This window comes from Ruegeria jejuensis (genome assembly GCF_041537905.1).
Taxonomy (GTDB): Bacteria; Pseudomonadota; Alphaproteobacteria; order Rhodobacterales; family Rhodobacteraceae; genus Ruegeria_C.
In genome coordinates, this window is record NZ_JBGRUO010000002.1 from 187,131 (window position 1) to 202,251 (window position 15,121).

The window sequence follows — 15,121 nt, forward strand, 5'->3', positions numbered from 1 at the left end:
ATATTATGTTTTTGGCAGGGTATCACTAAATCTTATAGAGTGGCCCCATGCAGACCAATTTCCGGCAGTATCAGGCCTTTCACGCGATCATCGACACCGGCACCGTCACCGGGGCCGCCGAGCAGTTGGGCGTCTCGCAGCCAGCGATCTCGAACCTGCTGGCGCAGTTGGAGCGTCGGACCAAGCTGCGCCTGTTCGAGCGCAGCCGGGGCCGCTTGCTGCCCACGCCCGAGGCGGTGGTCCTGTTTGACGAGATCGACACGATCGTGCGCGGCCTGGACCATGTGAACCAGGCAGTGGTGGACTTGCAGAACCAGAAGGCGGGGCAATTGCAGGTGGCGACCAGCCATGCGATGGCCTTCGGTTTCATGCCCGGCCAGATCGCGCGTTTTACCGCCGACAAGCCGAACCTGACCATCGCGTTCCAGTCGCAATATTCCTCGAAAATACAGGAATGGGTGATGGCCGGGCTGTTCGAGATCGGCATCTGCGAGTTGCCGGTGCGTCATGACGGGTTGCACAAGCTCCCGTTCTTCTTTGAAATCGTTTGTGCCCTGCCTGAGAACAGCCCGCTGGCCGAACATGACGTGTTGACGCCCGCCTTGCTGAGCGACGTGCCCTTCATCGTGATGGGGGCCGATCACATGGTGAACCGCCGCGCGCGCGAGGCGTTTCATTCGGTCGGCGCCCACCTGAGGGTGCGCTGTCAGACCGATCTGTTCCGCAACGCGCTCAACATGGTGAAAGAGGGGTTGGGCGCCACCTTTGTCGACCCGTTCACCCTGTCCAGCGACGATGGCAGCGGTTATGTGCTGCGCCGGTTCGTGCCGCGCATCCTGCTGGATGTGGTGATCGTGACCGCGCGGGAACGGCCGCTCTCGGCCATTGGCAGCCAGTTTCTGACCCAGATTTCAGACAGCATGGCGGCAATGGCAGTGGATTGATACGGGCGTGTCAGACCGGTTTGAACTTCTGGCTGGCCGGGTCGTAATATTCCAGCCCCCCGGCCCCGATATCGGTCCAGAGCCCGTGCAGGCTGAGCGAGTCATCTTCTACCGCCGAGGCGACAAACGGAAAGCTCATCAGGTTTTCCAGCGAGGCGACCACGGCTTGACGCTCGAACTGACGCGCCTGCTCGACCGCATCCTCAATGTCGGAAACCAGATCGTATTTCGGCTTCAGGATATCCATCCAGCGCCCGACAAAGCTCTCCTTGGCTTCCAGCTGCGGCGCCTTGCCGTTGCACATGTCGATACAGCCCTGCACGCCACCGCATTGGGAATGTCCCAGCACGATCAGATGCGTGACCTTGAGCGCGGTCACCGCGTATTCGATCGCCGCGCTTGTGCCGTGATGGTCGCCATCGGGTAGATAGGGCGGCACCAGATTAGCAATGTTGCGGTGGATAAAGAACTCGCCCTGATCGGCACCGAAGATCGAGGTGACATGCACCCGGCTGTCACAGCAGGAAATCACCATCGCGCGGGGTCGCTGACCTTCGGTGGCCAATCGCTCGTACCAGGCGTGGTTCTCGGCATAGGTTGTGGCCTTCCATCCGTGATAGCGCTGTACGAGGTAGCTTGGCAGGGGCCGGGCGTTTTCCATGATCTTTGACCTATCCTGTTCGTTCGGTTCTGATTGCAATAATTCTTATTTGCCGCGAATTCGAGTTTTTTTGCAGTCCAAAGACAACCTTTTGCAAACTACTGCGGCTCAGGATGGCCGCGTGCCGTGGGGGCACATGAATCAAGGGTGTGTGTGGTGGACAAGATTATCACATTGATACAGGACGAATCCGTTCGTCTGAATTCTGGCCAACTGGCGGCGCTTTATCGCGATCTGGGCGATTCGTCGGCCGAAGACGTAGTGTGCCGCGCGGTCGAGGAACTGGCCGTTCGCCTGTCGGTCTGTGAACGGCTCTGGCGCAGCAAGGACTGGAACGATCTGCGCAAAAGCGCGCGCTCGCTGGTCGCGATTGCGGAACAGGTCGGCATGGTGGCACTGGCCCGTGTGGCCGCTGACGTGACCGACACGATCGACAATGAAGACCCGGTCGCCACCGGCGCAACGCTTTATCGTCTGATACGGGTGGGCGAACGGTCGCTGACCGCGATCTGGGATCAGCGCGATCTGACGGTCTGAGGGGCTTGCGGGCGGCTGCCGGGCGAGTAGTCTGAGCCAAAGTCAATCACCGAGCAGACATCATGACACTCGCCTTCGCCGATCCGACCGAAACCGCCTTGCCCGCGCATGTGCTCGACCAATCCGCGCTGGAGGGCTGGTTGGCCGAACAGGACGGACCGACCCGCGACTGGGTCGCGGCCAACGGGTTCACAGGCAGGATCGGGCAGGCTTTGCTGATCCCCGCCTCCGGTGGTGCGCCTTGCTGTGCCCTGCTCGGCTATGGCACGCCCGAGAGCCGCGCGCGTAAGCGCTTCTGTTTGGCCGCTGCTGCCGAGAAACTGCCCGCAGGGACATACCGGCTTGAGACCGAGATGACCGGTGACACGCTTGCGGCGGAATGCTTTGGCTGGCTGATGACCGGCTATGTCTTTGACCGCTACAAGAAGAAATCAGCCAACACCGCGCGTCTGGCGGTGCCCGACGGGGTCGATCGCGCCCGCATCGAGGCGCTGGCCAATGCCGAAGCGCTGGCGCGAGATTTGATCAACACCCCCGCCGCCGATATGGGGCCAGACCAATTGCAGGCAGCGGCAATCGCACTGGCCGAGGAATTCGGGGCACGCGCAGCTACGATTTCGGGCGATGATCTACTGGTGCAGAACCTGCCTATGATCCATGCGGTCGGGCGCGCCGCCGAACAGGCTCCGCGCCTGATCGAGCTCAATTGGGGCGACGCCGGCCCGCGCCTGACACTGGTTGGGAAAGGCGTGTGCTTTGACACTGGTGGGCTCGACCTGAAACCGGCCTCGGCCATGGCGCTGATGAAAAAGGATATGGGCGGCGCGGCAAATGTCCTGGGGCTGGCGCGGATGATCATGGCGCTGGATCTGCCGGTACAATTGCGGGTTCTGATCCCGGCGGTCGAAAATGCGGTGGCGGGCAATGCGTTTCGCCCCGGTGACATCCTGACCTCGCGCAAGGGGCTGACGGTTGAGGTCAATAACACCGATGCCGAGGGGCGGCTGGTGCTGGCGGACGCACTGGCGCTGGCGGATGAGGACGCACCCGACCTGATCATCTCGATGGCCACGCTCACGGGCGCGGCGCGGGTGGCGGTGGGCCCGGATCTGGCCCCGTTCTACACCGATGACGAGGATGCGGCCCGCAAGCTTAGCAAGGCGGCGGCGCGCGTGGCCGACCCGGTCTGGCGGCTGCCGTTCCATACCCCGTATGAAAGCATGATCGAACCCGACATGGCCGATCTCGACAATGCGCCGGGCGGCGGGTTTGCCGGCTCGATCACCGCCGCCCTGTTCCTGCGCCGCTTCGTGACTGCATCGCGCTACATCCATTTCGACATTTACGGCTGGCAACCGGCAAAAGCCCCGGCCCGACCCAAGGGCGGCGCGGCACAGGGCCCGCGCGCCTTGCTGGAAAGCCTGCCCTCCTTGCTGGACCTATGAGCGATCCGCGCCTGACACCGATGAACGCCCGGGTTGCCGCCGCCCATCTGCGCGATGTGCCCGAGGGGGTGCGCCGGGTCGAAGGCTCCGCAAGGCAGATCAACCTGCCGGTCGTCGATCTGCTGCGCTCGCCCGAGGGCAAGCGGGATCGGCAGCTTCTCTATGGCGAGACGCTGCGCGTTTTTGAAGAGCGCGATGGCTGGGCGTTTGTTCAGGCCGACAAGGACGGCTATGTCGGCTACCTGCCCGGCACTTCACTTAGCGTGCTGCAACCGGCCACGCACTGGGTCTCTGCCCCCGCGACCCATGCCTATGATGCCGCCGACATGAAGTCCCCTGATCTTGCCACGCTCAGTTTTGGCAGCCTTGTAACGGTCACGGGCAGCGCGACCGGCTTTGCCGAAACACCGCTGGGCTTTGTGCCGAAGGTGCATCTGTCCGAAATCGACACCTGCATGACTCACCCGGTGGCAGTGGCGGCGGGCTTTCTGGGCACGCCTTATCTTTGGGGGGGCAACAGCCGGTGCGGCATTGACTGTTCCGGTCTGGTGCAGGCCGCGCTGCTGGCCTGCGGCACGACTTGCCCCGGCGACAGTGACCTGCAACAGGCAGATCTGGGGAAGACACTGCCCGATGGAACCCCACCCAAGCGCGGCGACCTGCTGTTCTGGAAAGGACATGTCGCCTGGGTCGCGGACCCTCAGACCATTTTACATGCAAATGCAGCCCACATGGCGGTGGCGTATGAGCCGATACAGGCCGCCATCGAGCGCATTCAGGCGCAAGGCGACGGGCCGGTCACTGCCCATAAGCGGCTCTGATCAGAGAAAGTTCAATCGAGGTCAATCGCGCGGATCAGCTTGCGCTCAAGCACTCTGAGCACCGCTTTCAGATCCTGCCCGCGTTTGAGGATCTGCCCATCCATCCCGACCACCGAATACATCCCCTGCCGGTTGCGCAGCCTAGGCTGTTTCTCGACCCGGTAGATGGGATGTTCTGCCGTGCGCCTGAAAATTGAAAACACGGCGACGTCGCGAAGGTTTGAGATACCGTAATCCCGCCATTCTCCGGCGGCGACCATGCGTCCATATACCGAAAGAATGAGGCTAAGCTCGCGCCGGTCGAACGCGACCTGCGTCTGGGCCTGTCCGGCGGGAAACCGGCTTGGAGGCTGCATGTTCATAAGATCAGCCTTGCCGTATTTTCACATCAAATCAAGCCTGACGCGTTGAAATCACTACCAACTGAGGTAATGCGGCACGCTGCAGAAGCGCCCATTCCCGACGCGAGCCGTGTTGTTTGCGCTGCCCCGGCGGCATCAGCAATCCGATCCGACAGGTGGATATCCACCAAGCCACCACCGATAACCGTCGATAGATCGAACGAACGGAGCGCGGGGTAACTCGGGCACCCCAACGGGATGATCTGGGCGAGGCGTTCAATGCCCGAGCCGCTTGTGCAAGCGAAAGGCGTTGGCAGCGATGGCCCGGACCTTTAGAACATTTGAGACAACGGGCCCTCAGACCCGGCAAACGGCAAACGCATCGCGGGCAGCGCATTCCATGACCGAGCCAACATCATCCGGCGCCTTGTCGCTCTGCAGCCTGCGAAAGGTTCAAAACGGCGTGGTCACATTACTGGACGCCGTGCTTACCGGGCCCGGTCAGGCGGACCTGTTTTTGACCCACGACACGCCACTCGACGCGATTGCCGCGGGGCCAGGCGCCGAGATCGTCGGGCAACGCACATTGGGCGGCTCGCCCATGGTCTCGGTGAGGTGGACCGGAGCGCTGGAAATGCTCTTTGATGGGTGCCCGGTCACGATACACCCCGCGCCCCCTGAGCCCAGGCGGTTCGCCGGGCGCAACGTGGCGCTGGCCCTGCGCAATGGCGAGCCGGCCAGCCTTGTTCTAGATTGGCTGCGCTGCCACCACCAGACCCATGGGCTGAACGGCGCGGTGATCCTCGACCGCGACGCAGCCGGGACAGACCCGGTATTTTCCCGCGATCTGGAGGTCGGGCTGTCAGCAGGTGGTTTGGACTGCGCAGTGCTGGTGGTTTCAGCCGATCATCCGATGGGGCGCGACGGGGTGCCTGCGGAAACCCACCCCTATAGTGTGCCCGAAGCGCCCGGGAAGGACCGGATGGAGGTCCCACCCCCCGATCCCTGGCACGCGCCATTTGCCGAGGTGATCCTCTATGAATGGGCGCGCGCGCGGTATCTCGGCGCTGCGCGGGCAGTGGCGAATTTCGATGTGCATGATCTGCTCAGTGACGCGCCGGGGCCAAGCGTGTTTGACCGCGCGGCAGCCAGCCCGACGGGTTATGTCACGATGATCGGGCGGCATTGTTATCCTTGGCGCATCCGCGATGGGGACAATCCGCAGTTCGGCGACCATGCCTGCGTGCAGTTCGATGCACCACGCGCGCGGCGGCGCTGGTGCGTGGCCCCGGGAACCCTGGCCGGGGACAGCATGTGGCGCGCCATCCGCATCGGCGGGGCCGCACCCGATCCCGATCAGATGCAGTCGTTCTATCGATGCATGGCGCTGCGGCACCGGACCGGCGCGATATCGCGCATCGTGCCAAAATCCAGCCTGATCGTGCACCCTCCGCTGATCGAGATGCTGGAACGGCATTTCAAGACCAAACCAGCCCTGCCCCCGGCTCTGAAGCCGGATATCGAAACCAACGGACGAAGAGCCATCGTCACCACGATGAAGAACGAGGGTCCGTTCGTTCTGGAATGGATCGCCTATCACCGCGCCATCGGGATCGATGATTTTCTGGTCTATTCCAACGATTGCACCGACGGCACCGACACGTTGCTGGACCTCCTTCAGGAAAAGGGCATCCTCCAGCATCGCGACAACCCCTATCGCAGCACGACGATGAAACCGCAGCACGCGGCGCTTGCCGCAGCGGACAGCGAGCCGGTGATTGCGCAGGCGGAATGGGTCGTCTGCATGGATGTGGACGAGTTCATCAACATCAAATGCGGTGACGGCACGCTGGACGCGCTGTTTGAGGCGCTTGGCGACGTCAACCTGATCGCTATGACTTGGCGGCTGTTCGGAAACGGCGACCAGCATGATTTCACGCCCGATTTTGTCACCAGCCAGTTCATCACCTGTGCGCCCGAGCTTGCCCGCAAGCCGCATCAGGCCTGGGGGTTCAAGACGCTCTACCGTAATTCCGGCCTCTTCAAGAAGCTGGGTGTACACCGCCCCAAAGGGCTGAAGCCGCAGCTTTGGGAACAGATCCGCTGGGTCAACGGATCGGGCAAGCCCCTGCCCAAGAAAATGTACCGCAATGCCTGGCGCTCGACGATGGACAGCTATGGCTATGATCTGGTCCAGCTCAACCACTACGCGGTGCGATCCGCCGAGAGCTTTCTGGTCAAGCGCGACCGGGGCCGCGTGAACCATGTCGACCGCGACCAGGGGCTCAACTACTGGTTTCGGATGAACAATAACGCCGACACGGACATCTCCATTCAGCGGATGTTGCCGCAGCTTCAGGCCGAATTTGACGCCTTGATGCAGGACCCCGATATCGCAGCGGCCCATACCGCAACGCTTCAGGCACATCGCAACAAGATCGACGCCCTGAAGCAGACGCCGACCTATTCAGCTTTCTTCGAGGAACTCACCAGCGCGCGGATGGAGAAACTGTCGCGCATGCATGCAAAGTTTGGCGCCAATGTCTTTCTGCAAGGCCCGCAAGCCGTCCCGCAGGAGGTGGTTGACGCAAATCCGAACGACCCGTTCTTCTTCACGGTCAAGAAAGACGAGCGAGAGCTTTAGAGCCGGATCGCAATCCGGCCCGGCGCCTTAACCAACAATACGGATGGCCGCCTGCATCTGCGAAAAGGCGATGTACTCATACTGGTCGCGATCCAGTTCCTCATTCAGCGCCTTGTATTCGCCAGCCTCCCAGAACGGGTAACCGATCAACTCGTCAAAGAGGACGATCGTACCTTTCTTGAACCGCGACTTGGCAAGGCCGAGGATTGTCCTGGCAGGGGAATACGTGTCGGTGTCGACGTGCAGATACGCGATCTCGCCCTGCTCTTTTTCGAAGAAGGGCGGCAGCGTGTCCTCGACCCAACCCTTGGTCAGCACCACGTTGCTTTCCACTTCGGGCAGTTGCCCCTTCAGATCAAAGGCCCCGGCCCCAAGATCGACCCCGACCCAGCTTTCCGACAGACCTTCAAAACTGTCAAAGCCGTAAAGCGTCCGGTTGGAATGAAACCGGGCCATCGCATTGATCGAACGGCCTTTCCAGACACCGCATTCCATCATCAGGCCTGTATCGGGTATCTGTGTCGCCAACCAGGGCCAGAGCCGTTGTTTTCTGGGAAAGATCAGCGAGGTCGCGCCCTGCTCTTCGATGAACTCTGCGGACCGGGCGGCGGCCCTGTGGTGCAGGTGGTCAATCGGGTTCTTGGACAGGCCAGTTTCCATCTCCGGCTCCTCATGTGAAGGGTTCAAATTGTGCGGCGCTCACTCTGCGACGGCCGGCGTGCCAGCGCCGAGGATTTCAGATCGCAGCACCTCGTATTCGGGCTGCGCGCGCAGGTCTGCGATCCGCTGCTTGTGCCATTCGGTTGATGCCGCAAGCAATTCAGCCAACTTGTTGTCCCGGGCGATCCGCGCCATCTCGGACAGCGTCGGATCGATCCAGCGGGTGATGCTGGTATCTTTCTGACCGCCCCGGTTCATCTTGGTCCAGTACTCCATGCCCATCACATCGCGGAAATGGTTCACCCGGCCCCGGTCACGCTTGACCAGATAGCTGTCGACTGACCGGGTGGCATAGTGGTTGATCTGCGCCACCGGATACGCGAAACGCGCCCGGGGGCGTGTGCAGGTCTTGGGGTCGACAGTGCCGCCATCGGGGGCGATCCAGCGGATCTTGGCGAAATCCTCGGGCTCATGCACCGGTCCGTGGGTGCCGAAACGGGTGATCTCGCGGCGTGGACGAAACAGGGATTTGACAAAGCGCCGCTCCTGCCCGCCATTTTCAACCGGCAATTCGGCATCCGTGTAATCCTCGATCACCAGATTGTCGGAAAACTCGACCCGCGCGTTGTTCGAAAACAATCGCCAGGTGACCGGGATCACATCCGCCTCGGGGACGGCGTTCAACAGATCATCCAACCTGCCTTCGCCGATCTTGATGTTGAGGAATTCATCCACATCCGAGACCAGAATCCAGTTGGCCCGCTTCGTTGCCGGGTGGTCAAAGGCATATTTCAACGCGCTTTTCTGCGGACCACGGCGCAGAACATTGTTGCGTTCGTGGGTTAGCAGGCCCAGCTCGGCCATGCGGTCGAGGATCAGGTCGGTGCCGTCGGAGCAGTCGTTTGTATAGACAAGAAACTGTTCGAACCCGATCGCCCGGTGATAGGCCACCCATTCCAAAATATAGGGGCCTTCATTTTTCATTGCGGTGATAATAAGCGGTGTTTCGGCCCTGCGCTGGGCAGCCTCTCCGGCCTCTGGCTTCGGCCTGGCCGGGGTCTTGGGCGTGGTGCCGTAGACACGGCTCATCGTCTCGCTCAGGCGCGGTGAGACCTCAAGCAGGTTGGTGTCGAAATCTTCGCGGTTGTAGTCCCAATTGTTGGTGATCCTGCGGAAGTGCCAGAACCCGAAATCCGGATCGGTCGGATCGCGGCGCGAGATGATCCGGTGGGTCAGCCACGGGCGGCCCCTAAGTGGCCCTTGCGGAGCGACGCAGTATTTGCGGTTCACCTTGGGCTTGCCGTCGCTGCGGATGAACTGGTGATCGGCATGCCGGATCAGCGCGCCATCCTCGGGCGGGTCGGCAAAGGCCCAGCGCCCGTCGATGCGCACATAGCCCTGCTCCGAGGCCACGGTGGCATCGAAGATCGACGCGCCCGACCGGGAATAGACCAGTTCGTCAATATCCACGTTCAGCACCGCGCGGGCCTGGGACAACAGGCGCCGCCGGCCCAGCTCGACCATGGTCATATGCAGGAATTTAGAATTGAAATTTGTGTTGCCCGCCCCGCCGGGGCCAAAGGGGAACCAGGCACGCACCACCGCTGACGCCTCGATCCCGTCAACCGAGGCAAGCGTCTCTTTCAGCGCGTCCATGGAGTAGTCGGTGGAATGATTGTCATAGATCGCGACCGCATTCGCGCCATGTTCCTTGACGTAATAAGCCAGCCAGTCCTGAATCCAGTCCAGCTTGTTGTCCTTGGAGATCGCATAAACCGCGTTCTTACCCGCGAACACATCCGTATGCAGCGCGTTCACCGCCACCGCTCCCGAGAACAGCTCATGCTCGAAAGCCAGTTCTGCAGGGGCGTCTGCGGGCGACTGGAACCGGATCACATTGCCGCGCGACAGCGCATCAATGGCTTTGATCTGCACCTCGGTTCCGTCAATCAAAAACCGGGCCTGTTCGATCAGCTGGCGAAAATTCAACAATGACGGACAGATCAGGACCACCTCGCCCGCATCGCGGTCGAAAAAGCAGTCATAGATCAGCGTATGGAAATCATACCGGTTGTCGTAATTGGGATCACGCTCTTCGATCACACCAACCCGGTCGCGGTAGTGCGAGGGGTGCCGCCCGTCAAACGTGAAAGACGAAAGCGTGAGATCTAAGGTTTGCCTGTTCATCGCCCGTGTTTCTTCTTGTGACCAAAGCGCCCTTACTGCCCGGGCTTTGCGCGAGAGGCTAAGTCAAATCGGGGGGTATTGCAAAAGCTAAGTGAGGCCACAACCACCGCGTCGGCCTGTATAGGCATCGGTGAAACGAGTGTTGAAAACCCACCCGCTTTGACGCAGGGTCAGGAAAAACACAGAGGGAGAGATGTGATGCGCACCCGTGCCGCCGTGGCCATAGAGGCCGGAAAACCGCTTGAAATCATGGATGTGAATCTGGAAGGCCCAAAGGCCGGAGAGGTTCTGGTTGAAATCAAGGCTACCGGCATCTGCCACACCGATGAATTCACCCTGTCCGGCGCAGATCCCGAAGGGCTGTTTCCGGCCATTCTCGGCCATGAGGGCGCTGGCGTCGTGCTTGAGGTCGGTGCCGGGGTGACCAGCCTGAAGCCGGGCGATCACGTCATCCCGCTCTATACCCCGGAATGCCGCGAATGTGAGTATTGCCTGAATCCGAAAACCAACCTGTGCCAGGCGATCCGCAGCACGCAAGGTCAGGGGCTGATGCCCGATGGTACATCGCGGTTTTCGACGCTCGATGGCGATCCGATCCTGCATTATATGGGCTGCTCAACCTTTTCCAACCACACAGTCCTGCCCGAGATTGCGCTGGCCAAGGTGCGCGCGGACGCGCCGTTCGACAAGATCTGCTATATTGGCTGCGGCGTGACAACCGGCATCGGTGCGGTGATCAACACCGCCAAGGTCGAAATCGGCAGCCGCGCGATTGTCTTTGGTCTGGGCGGCATCGGGCTGAACGTCATTCAGGGGTTGCGCCTGGCCGGGGCCGATCAGATCGTCGGCGTGGATCTGAATCCCGACAAGATCCCGATGGCCGAGAAATTCGGCATGACCGATTTCGTCAACCCGACCGAGGTCGAGGGCGATCTGGTGCCCTATCTGGTCGACCTGACCAAGGGCGGCGCCGATTACACATTTGACGCCACCGGCAATGTCGGCGTGATGCGCACCGCGCTCGAAGCGGCCCACAAGGGCTGGGGCGAGTCGATCATCATCGGCGTCGCGCCCGCCGGGGCCGAGATCAGCACGCGCCCCTTCCAGCTTGTCACCGGGCGAAGCTGGCGCGGCACCGCATTCGGAGGCGCACGCGGGCGCACCGACGTGCCCCAGATCGTGGACTGGTACATGGACGGCAAGATCGAGATCGACCCGATGATCACCCATACCATGGGTCTGGAAGACATCAACAAGGGCTTCGACCTGATGCATGCGGGCAAGAGCATCCGCAGCGTTGTGGTGTACTGAAACGCAACCAAGGGTGACTGATTGTCTGACCGGGTGAAACCCTCACCCGGTCTATTTGTTGCCATGAACCTCGTGCAGGATTGTCCCATAATGACACTCATGAGGTAATGCATGTCCCGAATCGAACAGCCGATACTTGCGGTCCTGATCGATGCCGAGAACATTTCATCCAAATTCGCCGCTCAGATCCTGAAAGAGGCGCACACTTTCGGATATCCCGCGCTCAAGCGGGTCTATGGCGATTGGAGCGGCAGTCACCTGGGCAACTGGAAACAGGCGGTTGCCGATCTGGGCATGGTTGCGCGGCAGGAGACCGCAAACACAACGGGTAAGAATGCAAGCGATATCGGTCTTGTCATCGATGCGATGGACCTTTTGCATACGGGGCGATTTGACGGTTTCGTCCTGGTCAGCTCTGATGGCGACTTCACGGCGCTTGCCAATCGTATCCGGGAACAGGGATTGGCCGCTATCGGCATTGGCGAGGAAAAAATGCCCACCTCGCTGCGACGGGCCTGTAACCGGTCTGTGGTGATCAAAGGCGCGGTCGGGGCTGCTTCAGACAAGAATGGCGCAAAGCAGGCGAGTGTTTCCAATCTTCCGCCAAGCAAAGCGGCCCCGATCATCAAAAAAGCAACGAAGAAGATGCCGCAAAAAGGCGGGTGGTATCACCTCGGACACCTTGGCAACCTCATTCGATCAGAAAGTGATGAATTCGACCTACGCAGCTACGGGTGCAGCAAACTCAGCACCTTGTTGCAAAAGTCCGGAGAATTCGAACTGAAGCAGGTCTCAGGCGGGTTCAACGTGCGCCCGAAAGCCGCCTAGACCCCATAGCGCGCCATGAACATCTCGACGGCCTCTTTGGCCACTTCGTCGATCTCTGACTGCTCGAAACGGTCGCGGATGCCAAAGGCCGCCTCCATCCAGAGCTTGGCTTTGCACAATTCCGAGAACTGCTCGGCAGCCAGCGTCACGTCGTCGATCTGCAACTCGCCCTTTGCAATGGCTTTCTCCAGATAATCGACCAGTTGCTGGCGACCGTTTTCGGGGCCGGACTCGTAGAAGGCGCGACCCAACTCGGGAAACCGGTCACGCTCGGCCACACAGATGCGGAAAATCTGCTGTGCGAAATCCGAGATCAGGAAAGCCACCAATTGCTGCGCTGTCACCGTCAGAACTTCACGCGCGGGCTGGGTTTCGTCGACCATTGACAGGATCTGCTCGGACATGCGGCAGCATTCGGTCTGCACCACCTCGCGAAACAGCAGGCGCTTGTCTGGGAAATAGCTGTAGAGCGTCGCCTTGGAGACATTCGCCGCCCGGGCGATATCATCGACGCTGGCCCCTTCGAATCCGTCCGCCATGAAGACCTCGCAGGCACCTTTTAACACCTGGTCGAATTTGCGTCCGGTGCGCAGAATGGTCGCGGTATCGGTCATAAAGTCTCCTGTTCGAATGGCCCCCAAAGAATAAAACCGATCAGTTCAGTTTCAACGACTTTCTGGATGAACTTTCGGTAACGTCACGATACTATATGTTAGAATGATTCTAATTCATCAGGCCGAACATGAAATTTCTCTCTCAGCGCAAACACTTCCGAGACCTGACCGAGCAGGAGGTACTGGCGCTTGCGATCTCCTCGGAAGAGGATGACGCCCGCATTTACCGCAGCTACGCCGAGCGATTGAGGGCGGATTATCCCGCCTCGGCCAAAATGTTCGACGGTATGGCCGCCGAAGAAGACACCCATCGCGGGCGCCTGATCGCGCTGCATGAGGACCGGTTCGGTCCGACTATTCCGCTGATCCGGCGCGAACATGTAGCGGGGTACTACACACGCCGCCCGGTCTGGCTGGTCGAAAACCTCGGCATTGAGCGCATCCGCGAAGAGGCCGAGGGCATGGAGCGCGATGCCGAGCGGTTCTATCTGACCGCTGCAGCGCGCACCAGCGACGCCGCCACACGCAAGCTGCTGGGCGATCTCGCTGTGGAGGAGGCTGGTCATCAGGAAACCGCCTCACATCTGGCGGACACGTTTCTGGATCATGACGCGCGCAGCTCGGAGGAGGCCAATTCGCACCGGCAATTCATCCTGACCTGGGTGCAGCCGGGGCTGGCCGGGCTGATGGACGGCTCGGTCTCGACCCTTGCGCCGATCTTCGCGACCGCCTTCGCCACGCAGGATACCTGGACCACATTTCTTGTCGGGCTCGCAGCCTCTGTCGGGGCGGGCATCTCGATGGGCTTTACCGAAGCCGCCTCGGATGATGGCGAGTTGTCGGGGCGCGGCTCGCCGGTGAAGCGCGGGCTGGCCTCGGGCGTGATGACCACGGTGGGCGGGCTGGGCCATGCCCTGCCCTATCTGATCCCCGAGTTCTGGACTGCAACCACCATCGCCTTCCTGATTGTATTCTGCGAGCTTTGGGCGATTGCCTGGATTCAGAACCGCTATATGCAGACCCCGTTCTTCCGCGCCGCGTTTCAGGTGGTGCTGGGCGGGTCTTTGGTGCTGGCGGCCGGTATCCTGATCGGAAGCGGCTAACATGTGAATTATCAGGTTGAGCTTTGATCGCGGGATGTTACCTATCGCCCCATGGTCGAGATCTTTCTCAGAACCCTGCCCTTCTTTGCGATCATCGGCCTGGGATACTGGGCCGGGCGTACGCGTTTCTTCACCGAAGAGGCGACCGCCTATCTGACCAAGTTCGTCTTTTTCTTCGCCCTTCCGGCCATGCTGTTCCGGTTTTCCGCGACGCTGCCCTTTAACGAGATCTTCAACGGGCGACTGATCATCGCTTATCTCTGCGGCACAGCGGCGGTTTATGGGGTGGCGACGATCGTGGGCTTCCTGCGGCGTCAGGACGTGCCCACCACCGCTATCGAGGCGCAATGCGCGGCAATCGGCAATGTGGGCTTTCTGGGCCTGCCGATGCTGGCGGTGCTGTTCGGCGAGGCGGCGATCGGGCCGGTGATGCTGGTCCTGTCGGTCGACCTGATCGTGTTCTCGTCGCTGATCGTGATCCTGATCAATGGAGGGCGCGAACGTGTGCCCGTGATGCAGATGCTGCGCCTGATCGGGATCGGGCTGCTGAAGAACCCGATGATCGTCTCGATCAGCATCGGTTTGATCTGGTCGGCGCTGCGCTTGCCGATCTACCAACCGATGGAATCATTCCTGACCATCCTCGGCGGGGCCGCCACACCCGGCGCGCTGTTTGCCATCGGCGCCTCGCTGGCGTCGAAATCGGCAGAGCGGCTGGCGGTGGCGGGTTGGCTCAGCTTCTGCAAGCTGATCCTGCATCCGGCTTTTGTGGCGCTTGCGGTGCTGGTCCTGCTGCCGTTGGATGCGTTTTCGGCCTCGGTCGTGATCGCGGCGGCGGCGTTGCCGGTGGCGGGCAACGTGTTCATTCTGGCCTCACACTATGGGGTCGCGCCGCACCGGGCCTCGGCGGCGATCTTCGTCTCGACCTGCCTCAGCATTCTGACAGTGCCCACTCTGATTGCGCTGACCTCCGCTTTCTGAGGTCCCGCGCCCTTTACAGACCCCGCCCGCCCGGCTAGCGATAG

General features: G+C 61.1%; 14 protein-coding genes. 9 read left to right on the top strand and 5 right to left on the bottom strand.

Annotated elements, in window-relative coordinates:
• Positions 1–47: 47 nt before the first annotated feature.
• Entirely contained in the window at positions 48–944 is an 897-nt protein-coding gene (locus AB1E34_RS03465) for a LysR family transcriptional regulator (RefSeq protein WP_372570944.1), read from the top strand.
• Positions 945–954: 10 nt separating this feature from the next.
• On the opposite strand, the gene AB1E34_RS03470 is transcribed toward AB1E34_RS03465, so the two are convergent.
• Positions 955–1,605 carry a carbonic anhydrase gene (locus AB1E34_RS03470; RefSeq protein WP_372570945.1) on the bottom strand — a complete coding sequence of 217 codons (651 nt, stop codon included), beginning with the start codon at positions 1,603–1,605 and terminating at the stop codon, positions 955–957.
• A gap of 147 nt (positions 1,606–1,752) precedes the next feature.
• Here AB1E34_RS03470 and AB1E34_RS03475 point away from each other — a divergent pair, with 147 nt between their 5' ends.
• The 3 genes from AB1E34_RS03475 (at position 1,753) to AB1E34_RS03485 (ending at position 4,408) form a co-directional block, all read left to right on the top strand.
• Positions 1,753–2,142, top strand: a complete 390-nt coding sequence (locus AB1E34_RS03475) for a hypothetical protein (RefSeq protein ID WP_372571100.1) — start codon at positions 1,753–1,755, stop codon at positions 2,140–2,142.
• 62 nt (positions 2,143–2,204) lie between these two features.
• Positions 2,205–3,587 carry a leucyl aminopeptidase family protein gene (locus AB1E34_RS03480; RefSeq protein WP_372570946.1) on the top strand — a complete coding sequence of 461 codons (1,383 nt, stop codon included), beginning with the start codon at positions 2,205–2,207 and terminating at the stop codon, positions 3,585–3,587.
• Positions 3,584–4,408 carry a C40 family peptidase gene (locus AB1E34_RS03485; protein ID WP_372570947.1) on the top strand — a complete coding sequence of 275 codons (825 nt, stop codon included), beginning with the start codon at positions 3,584–3,586 and terminating at the stop codon, positions 4,406–4,408. Before AB1E34_RS03480 ends, AB1E34_RS03485 begins: the two co-directional genes overlap by 4 nt.
• An 11-nt stretch (positions 4,409–4,419) precedes the next feature.
• On the opposite strand, the gene AB1E34_RS03490 is transcribed toward AB1E34_RS03485, so the two are convergent.
• Positions 4,420–4,770 carry a DUF2794 domain-containing protein gene (locus AB1E34_RS03490; RefSeq protein WP_372570948.1) on the bottom strand — a complete coding sequence of 117 codons (351 nt, stop codon included), beginning with the start codon at positions 4,768–4,770 and terminating at the stop codon, positions 4,420–4,422.
• A 379-nt stretch (positions 4,771–5,149) separates the two neighbouring features.
• Between AB1E34_RS03490 and AB1E34_RS03495 the strand changes: the two genes are divergently transcribed.
• Positions 5,150–7,393, top strand: coding sequence for a glycosyltransferase family 2 protein (locus AB1E34_RS03495; RefSeq protein ID WP_372570949.1), 2,244 nt, complete (start codon positions 5,150–5,152; stop codon positions 7,391–7,393).
• A gap of 27 nt (positions 7,394–7,420) precedes the next feature.
• Here the strand turns inward: AB1E34_RS03495 and AB1E34_RS03500 are convergent, their stop codons facing one another.
• Positions 7,421–8,053, bottom strand: a complete 633-nt coding sequence (locus tag AB1E34_RS03500) for a class I SAM-dependent methyltransferase (RefSeq protein ID WP_372570950.1) — start codon at positions 8,051–8,053, stop codon at positions 7,421–7,423.
• A gap of 39 nt (positions 8,054–8,092) precedes the next feature.
• On the bottom strand, positions 8,093–10,240 hold the full coding sequence (locus AB1E34_RS03505) for a glycosyltransferase family 2 protein (protein WP_372570951.1): 2,148 nt from the start codon (positions 10,238–10,240) through the stop codon (positions 8,093–8,095).
• Between the two features lie 198 nt (positions 10,241–10,438).
• On the opposite strand from AB1E34_RS03505, the gene AB1E34_RS03510 reads away from it, so the two are divergent.
• Together AB1E34_RS03510 and AB1E34_RS03515 are read left to right on the top strand one after the other, a co-directional pair.
• Positions 10,439–11,551 carry an S-(hydroxymethyl)glutathione dehydrogenase/class III alcohol dehydrogenase gene (locus AB1E34_RS03510; RefSeq protein ID WP_372570952.1) on the top strand — a complete coding sequence of 371 codons (1,113 nt, stop codon included), beginning with the start codon at positions 10,439–10,441 and terminating at the stop codon, positions 11,549–11,551.
• Between the two features lie 111 nt (positions 11,552–11,662).
• Positions 11,663–12,379 (top strand): NYN domain-containing protein, encoded by a 717-nt coding sequence (locus tag AB1E34_RS03515; protein ID WP_372570953.1) that lies wholly within the window; start codon positions 11,663–11,665, stop codon positions 12,377–12,379.
• On the opposite strand, the gene AB1E34_RS03520 is transcribed toward AB1E34_RS03515, so the two are convergent.
• Complete coding sequence (locus tag AB1E34_RS03520; protein ID WP_372570954.1) at positions 12,376–12,993, bottom strand: TetR/AcrR family transcriptional regulator; 618 nt, start codon at positions 12,991–12,993, stop codon at positions 12,376–12,378. The genes AB1E34_RS03515 and AB1E34_RS03520 overlap by 4 nt on opposite strands.
• Before the next feature lie 128 nt (positions 12,994–13,121).
• Here AB1E34_RS03520 and mbfA point away from each other — a divergent pair, with 128 nt between their 5' ends.
• Both mbfA and AB1E34_RS03530 read left to right on the top strand, forming a co-directional pair.
• Positions 13,122–14,096: an iron exporter MbfA gene (gene mbfA / locus AB1E34_RS03525; protein WP_372570955.1), complete on the top strand. Its 975-nt coding sequence runs from the start codon at positions 13,122–13,124 to the stop codon at positions 14,094–14,096.
• 51 nt (positions 14,097–14,147) lie between these two features.
• Positions 14,148–15,077, top strand: a complete 930-nt coding sequence (locus AB1E34_RS03530; RefSeq protein ID WP_372570956.1) for an AEC family transporter — start codon at positions 14,148–14,150, stop codon at positions 15,075–15,077.
• Positions 15,078–15,121 lie beyond the last annotated feature (44 nt).

Coding starts and splice junctions, on each gene's coding strand:
- AB1E34_RS03515 (WP_372570953.1), top strand. CDS start 11,663: ATGTCCCGAATCGAACAGCCGATACTTGCGGTCCTGATCGATGCCGAG.
- AB1E34_RS03500 (WP_372570950.1), bottom strand. CDS start 8,053: ATGGAAACTGGCCTGTCCAAGAACCCGATTGACCACCTGCACCACAGG.
- AB1E34_RS03485 (WP_372570947.1), top strand. CDS start 3,584: ATGAGCGATCCGCGCCTGACACCGATGAACGCCCGGGTTGCCGCCGCC.
- AB1E34_RS03470 (WP_372570945.1), bottom strand. CDS start 1,605: ATGGAAAACGCCCGGCCCCTGCCAAGCTACCTCGTACAGCGCTATCAC.
- AB1E34_RS03530 (WP_372570956.1), top strand. CDS start 14,148: ATGGTCGAGATCTTTCTCAGAACCCTGCCCTTCTTTGCGATCATCGGC.
- AB1E34_RS03465 (WP_372570944.1), top strand. CDS start 48: ATGCAGACCAATTTCCGGCAGTATCAGGCCTTTCACGCGATCATCGAC.
- AB1E34_RS03480 (WP_372570946.1), top strand. CDS start 2,205: ATGACACTCGCCTTCGCCGATCCGACCGAAACCGCCTTGCCCGCGCAT.
- AB1E34_RS03490 (WP_372570948.1), bottom strand. CDS start 4,770: ATGAACATGCAGCCTCCAAGCCGGTTTCCCGCCGGACAGGCCCAGACG.
- AB1E34_RS03520 (WP_372570954.1), bottom strand. CDS start 12,993: ATGACCGATACCGCGACCATTCTGCGCACCGGACGCAAATTCGACCAG.
- AB1E34_RS03495 (WP_372570949.1), top strand. CDS start 5,150: ATGACCGAGCCAACATCATCCGGCGCCTTGTCGCTCTGCAGCCTGCGA.
- AB1E34_RS03505 (WP_372570951.1), bottom strand. CDS start 10,240: ATGAACAGGCAAACCTTAGATCTCACGCTTTCGTCTTTCACGTTTGAC.
- mbfA (WP_372570955.1), top strand. CDS start 13,122: ATGAAATTTCTCTCTCAGCGCAAACACTTCCGAGACCTGACCGAGCAG.
- AB1E34_RS03510 (WP_372570952.1), top strand. CDS start 10,439: ATGCGCACCCGTGCCGCCGTGGCCATAGAGGCCGGAAAACCGCTTGAA.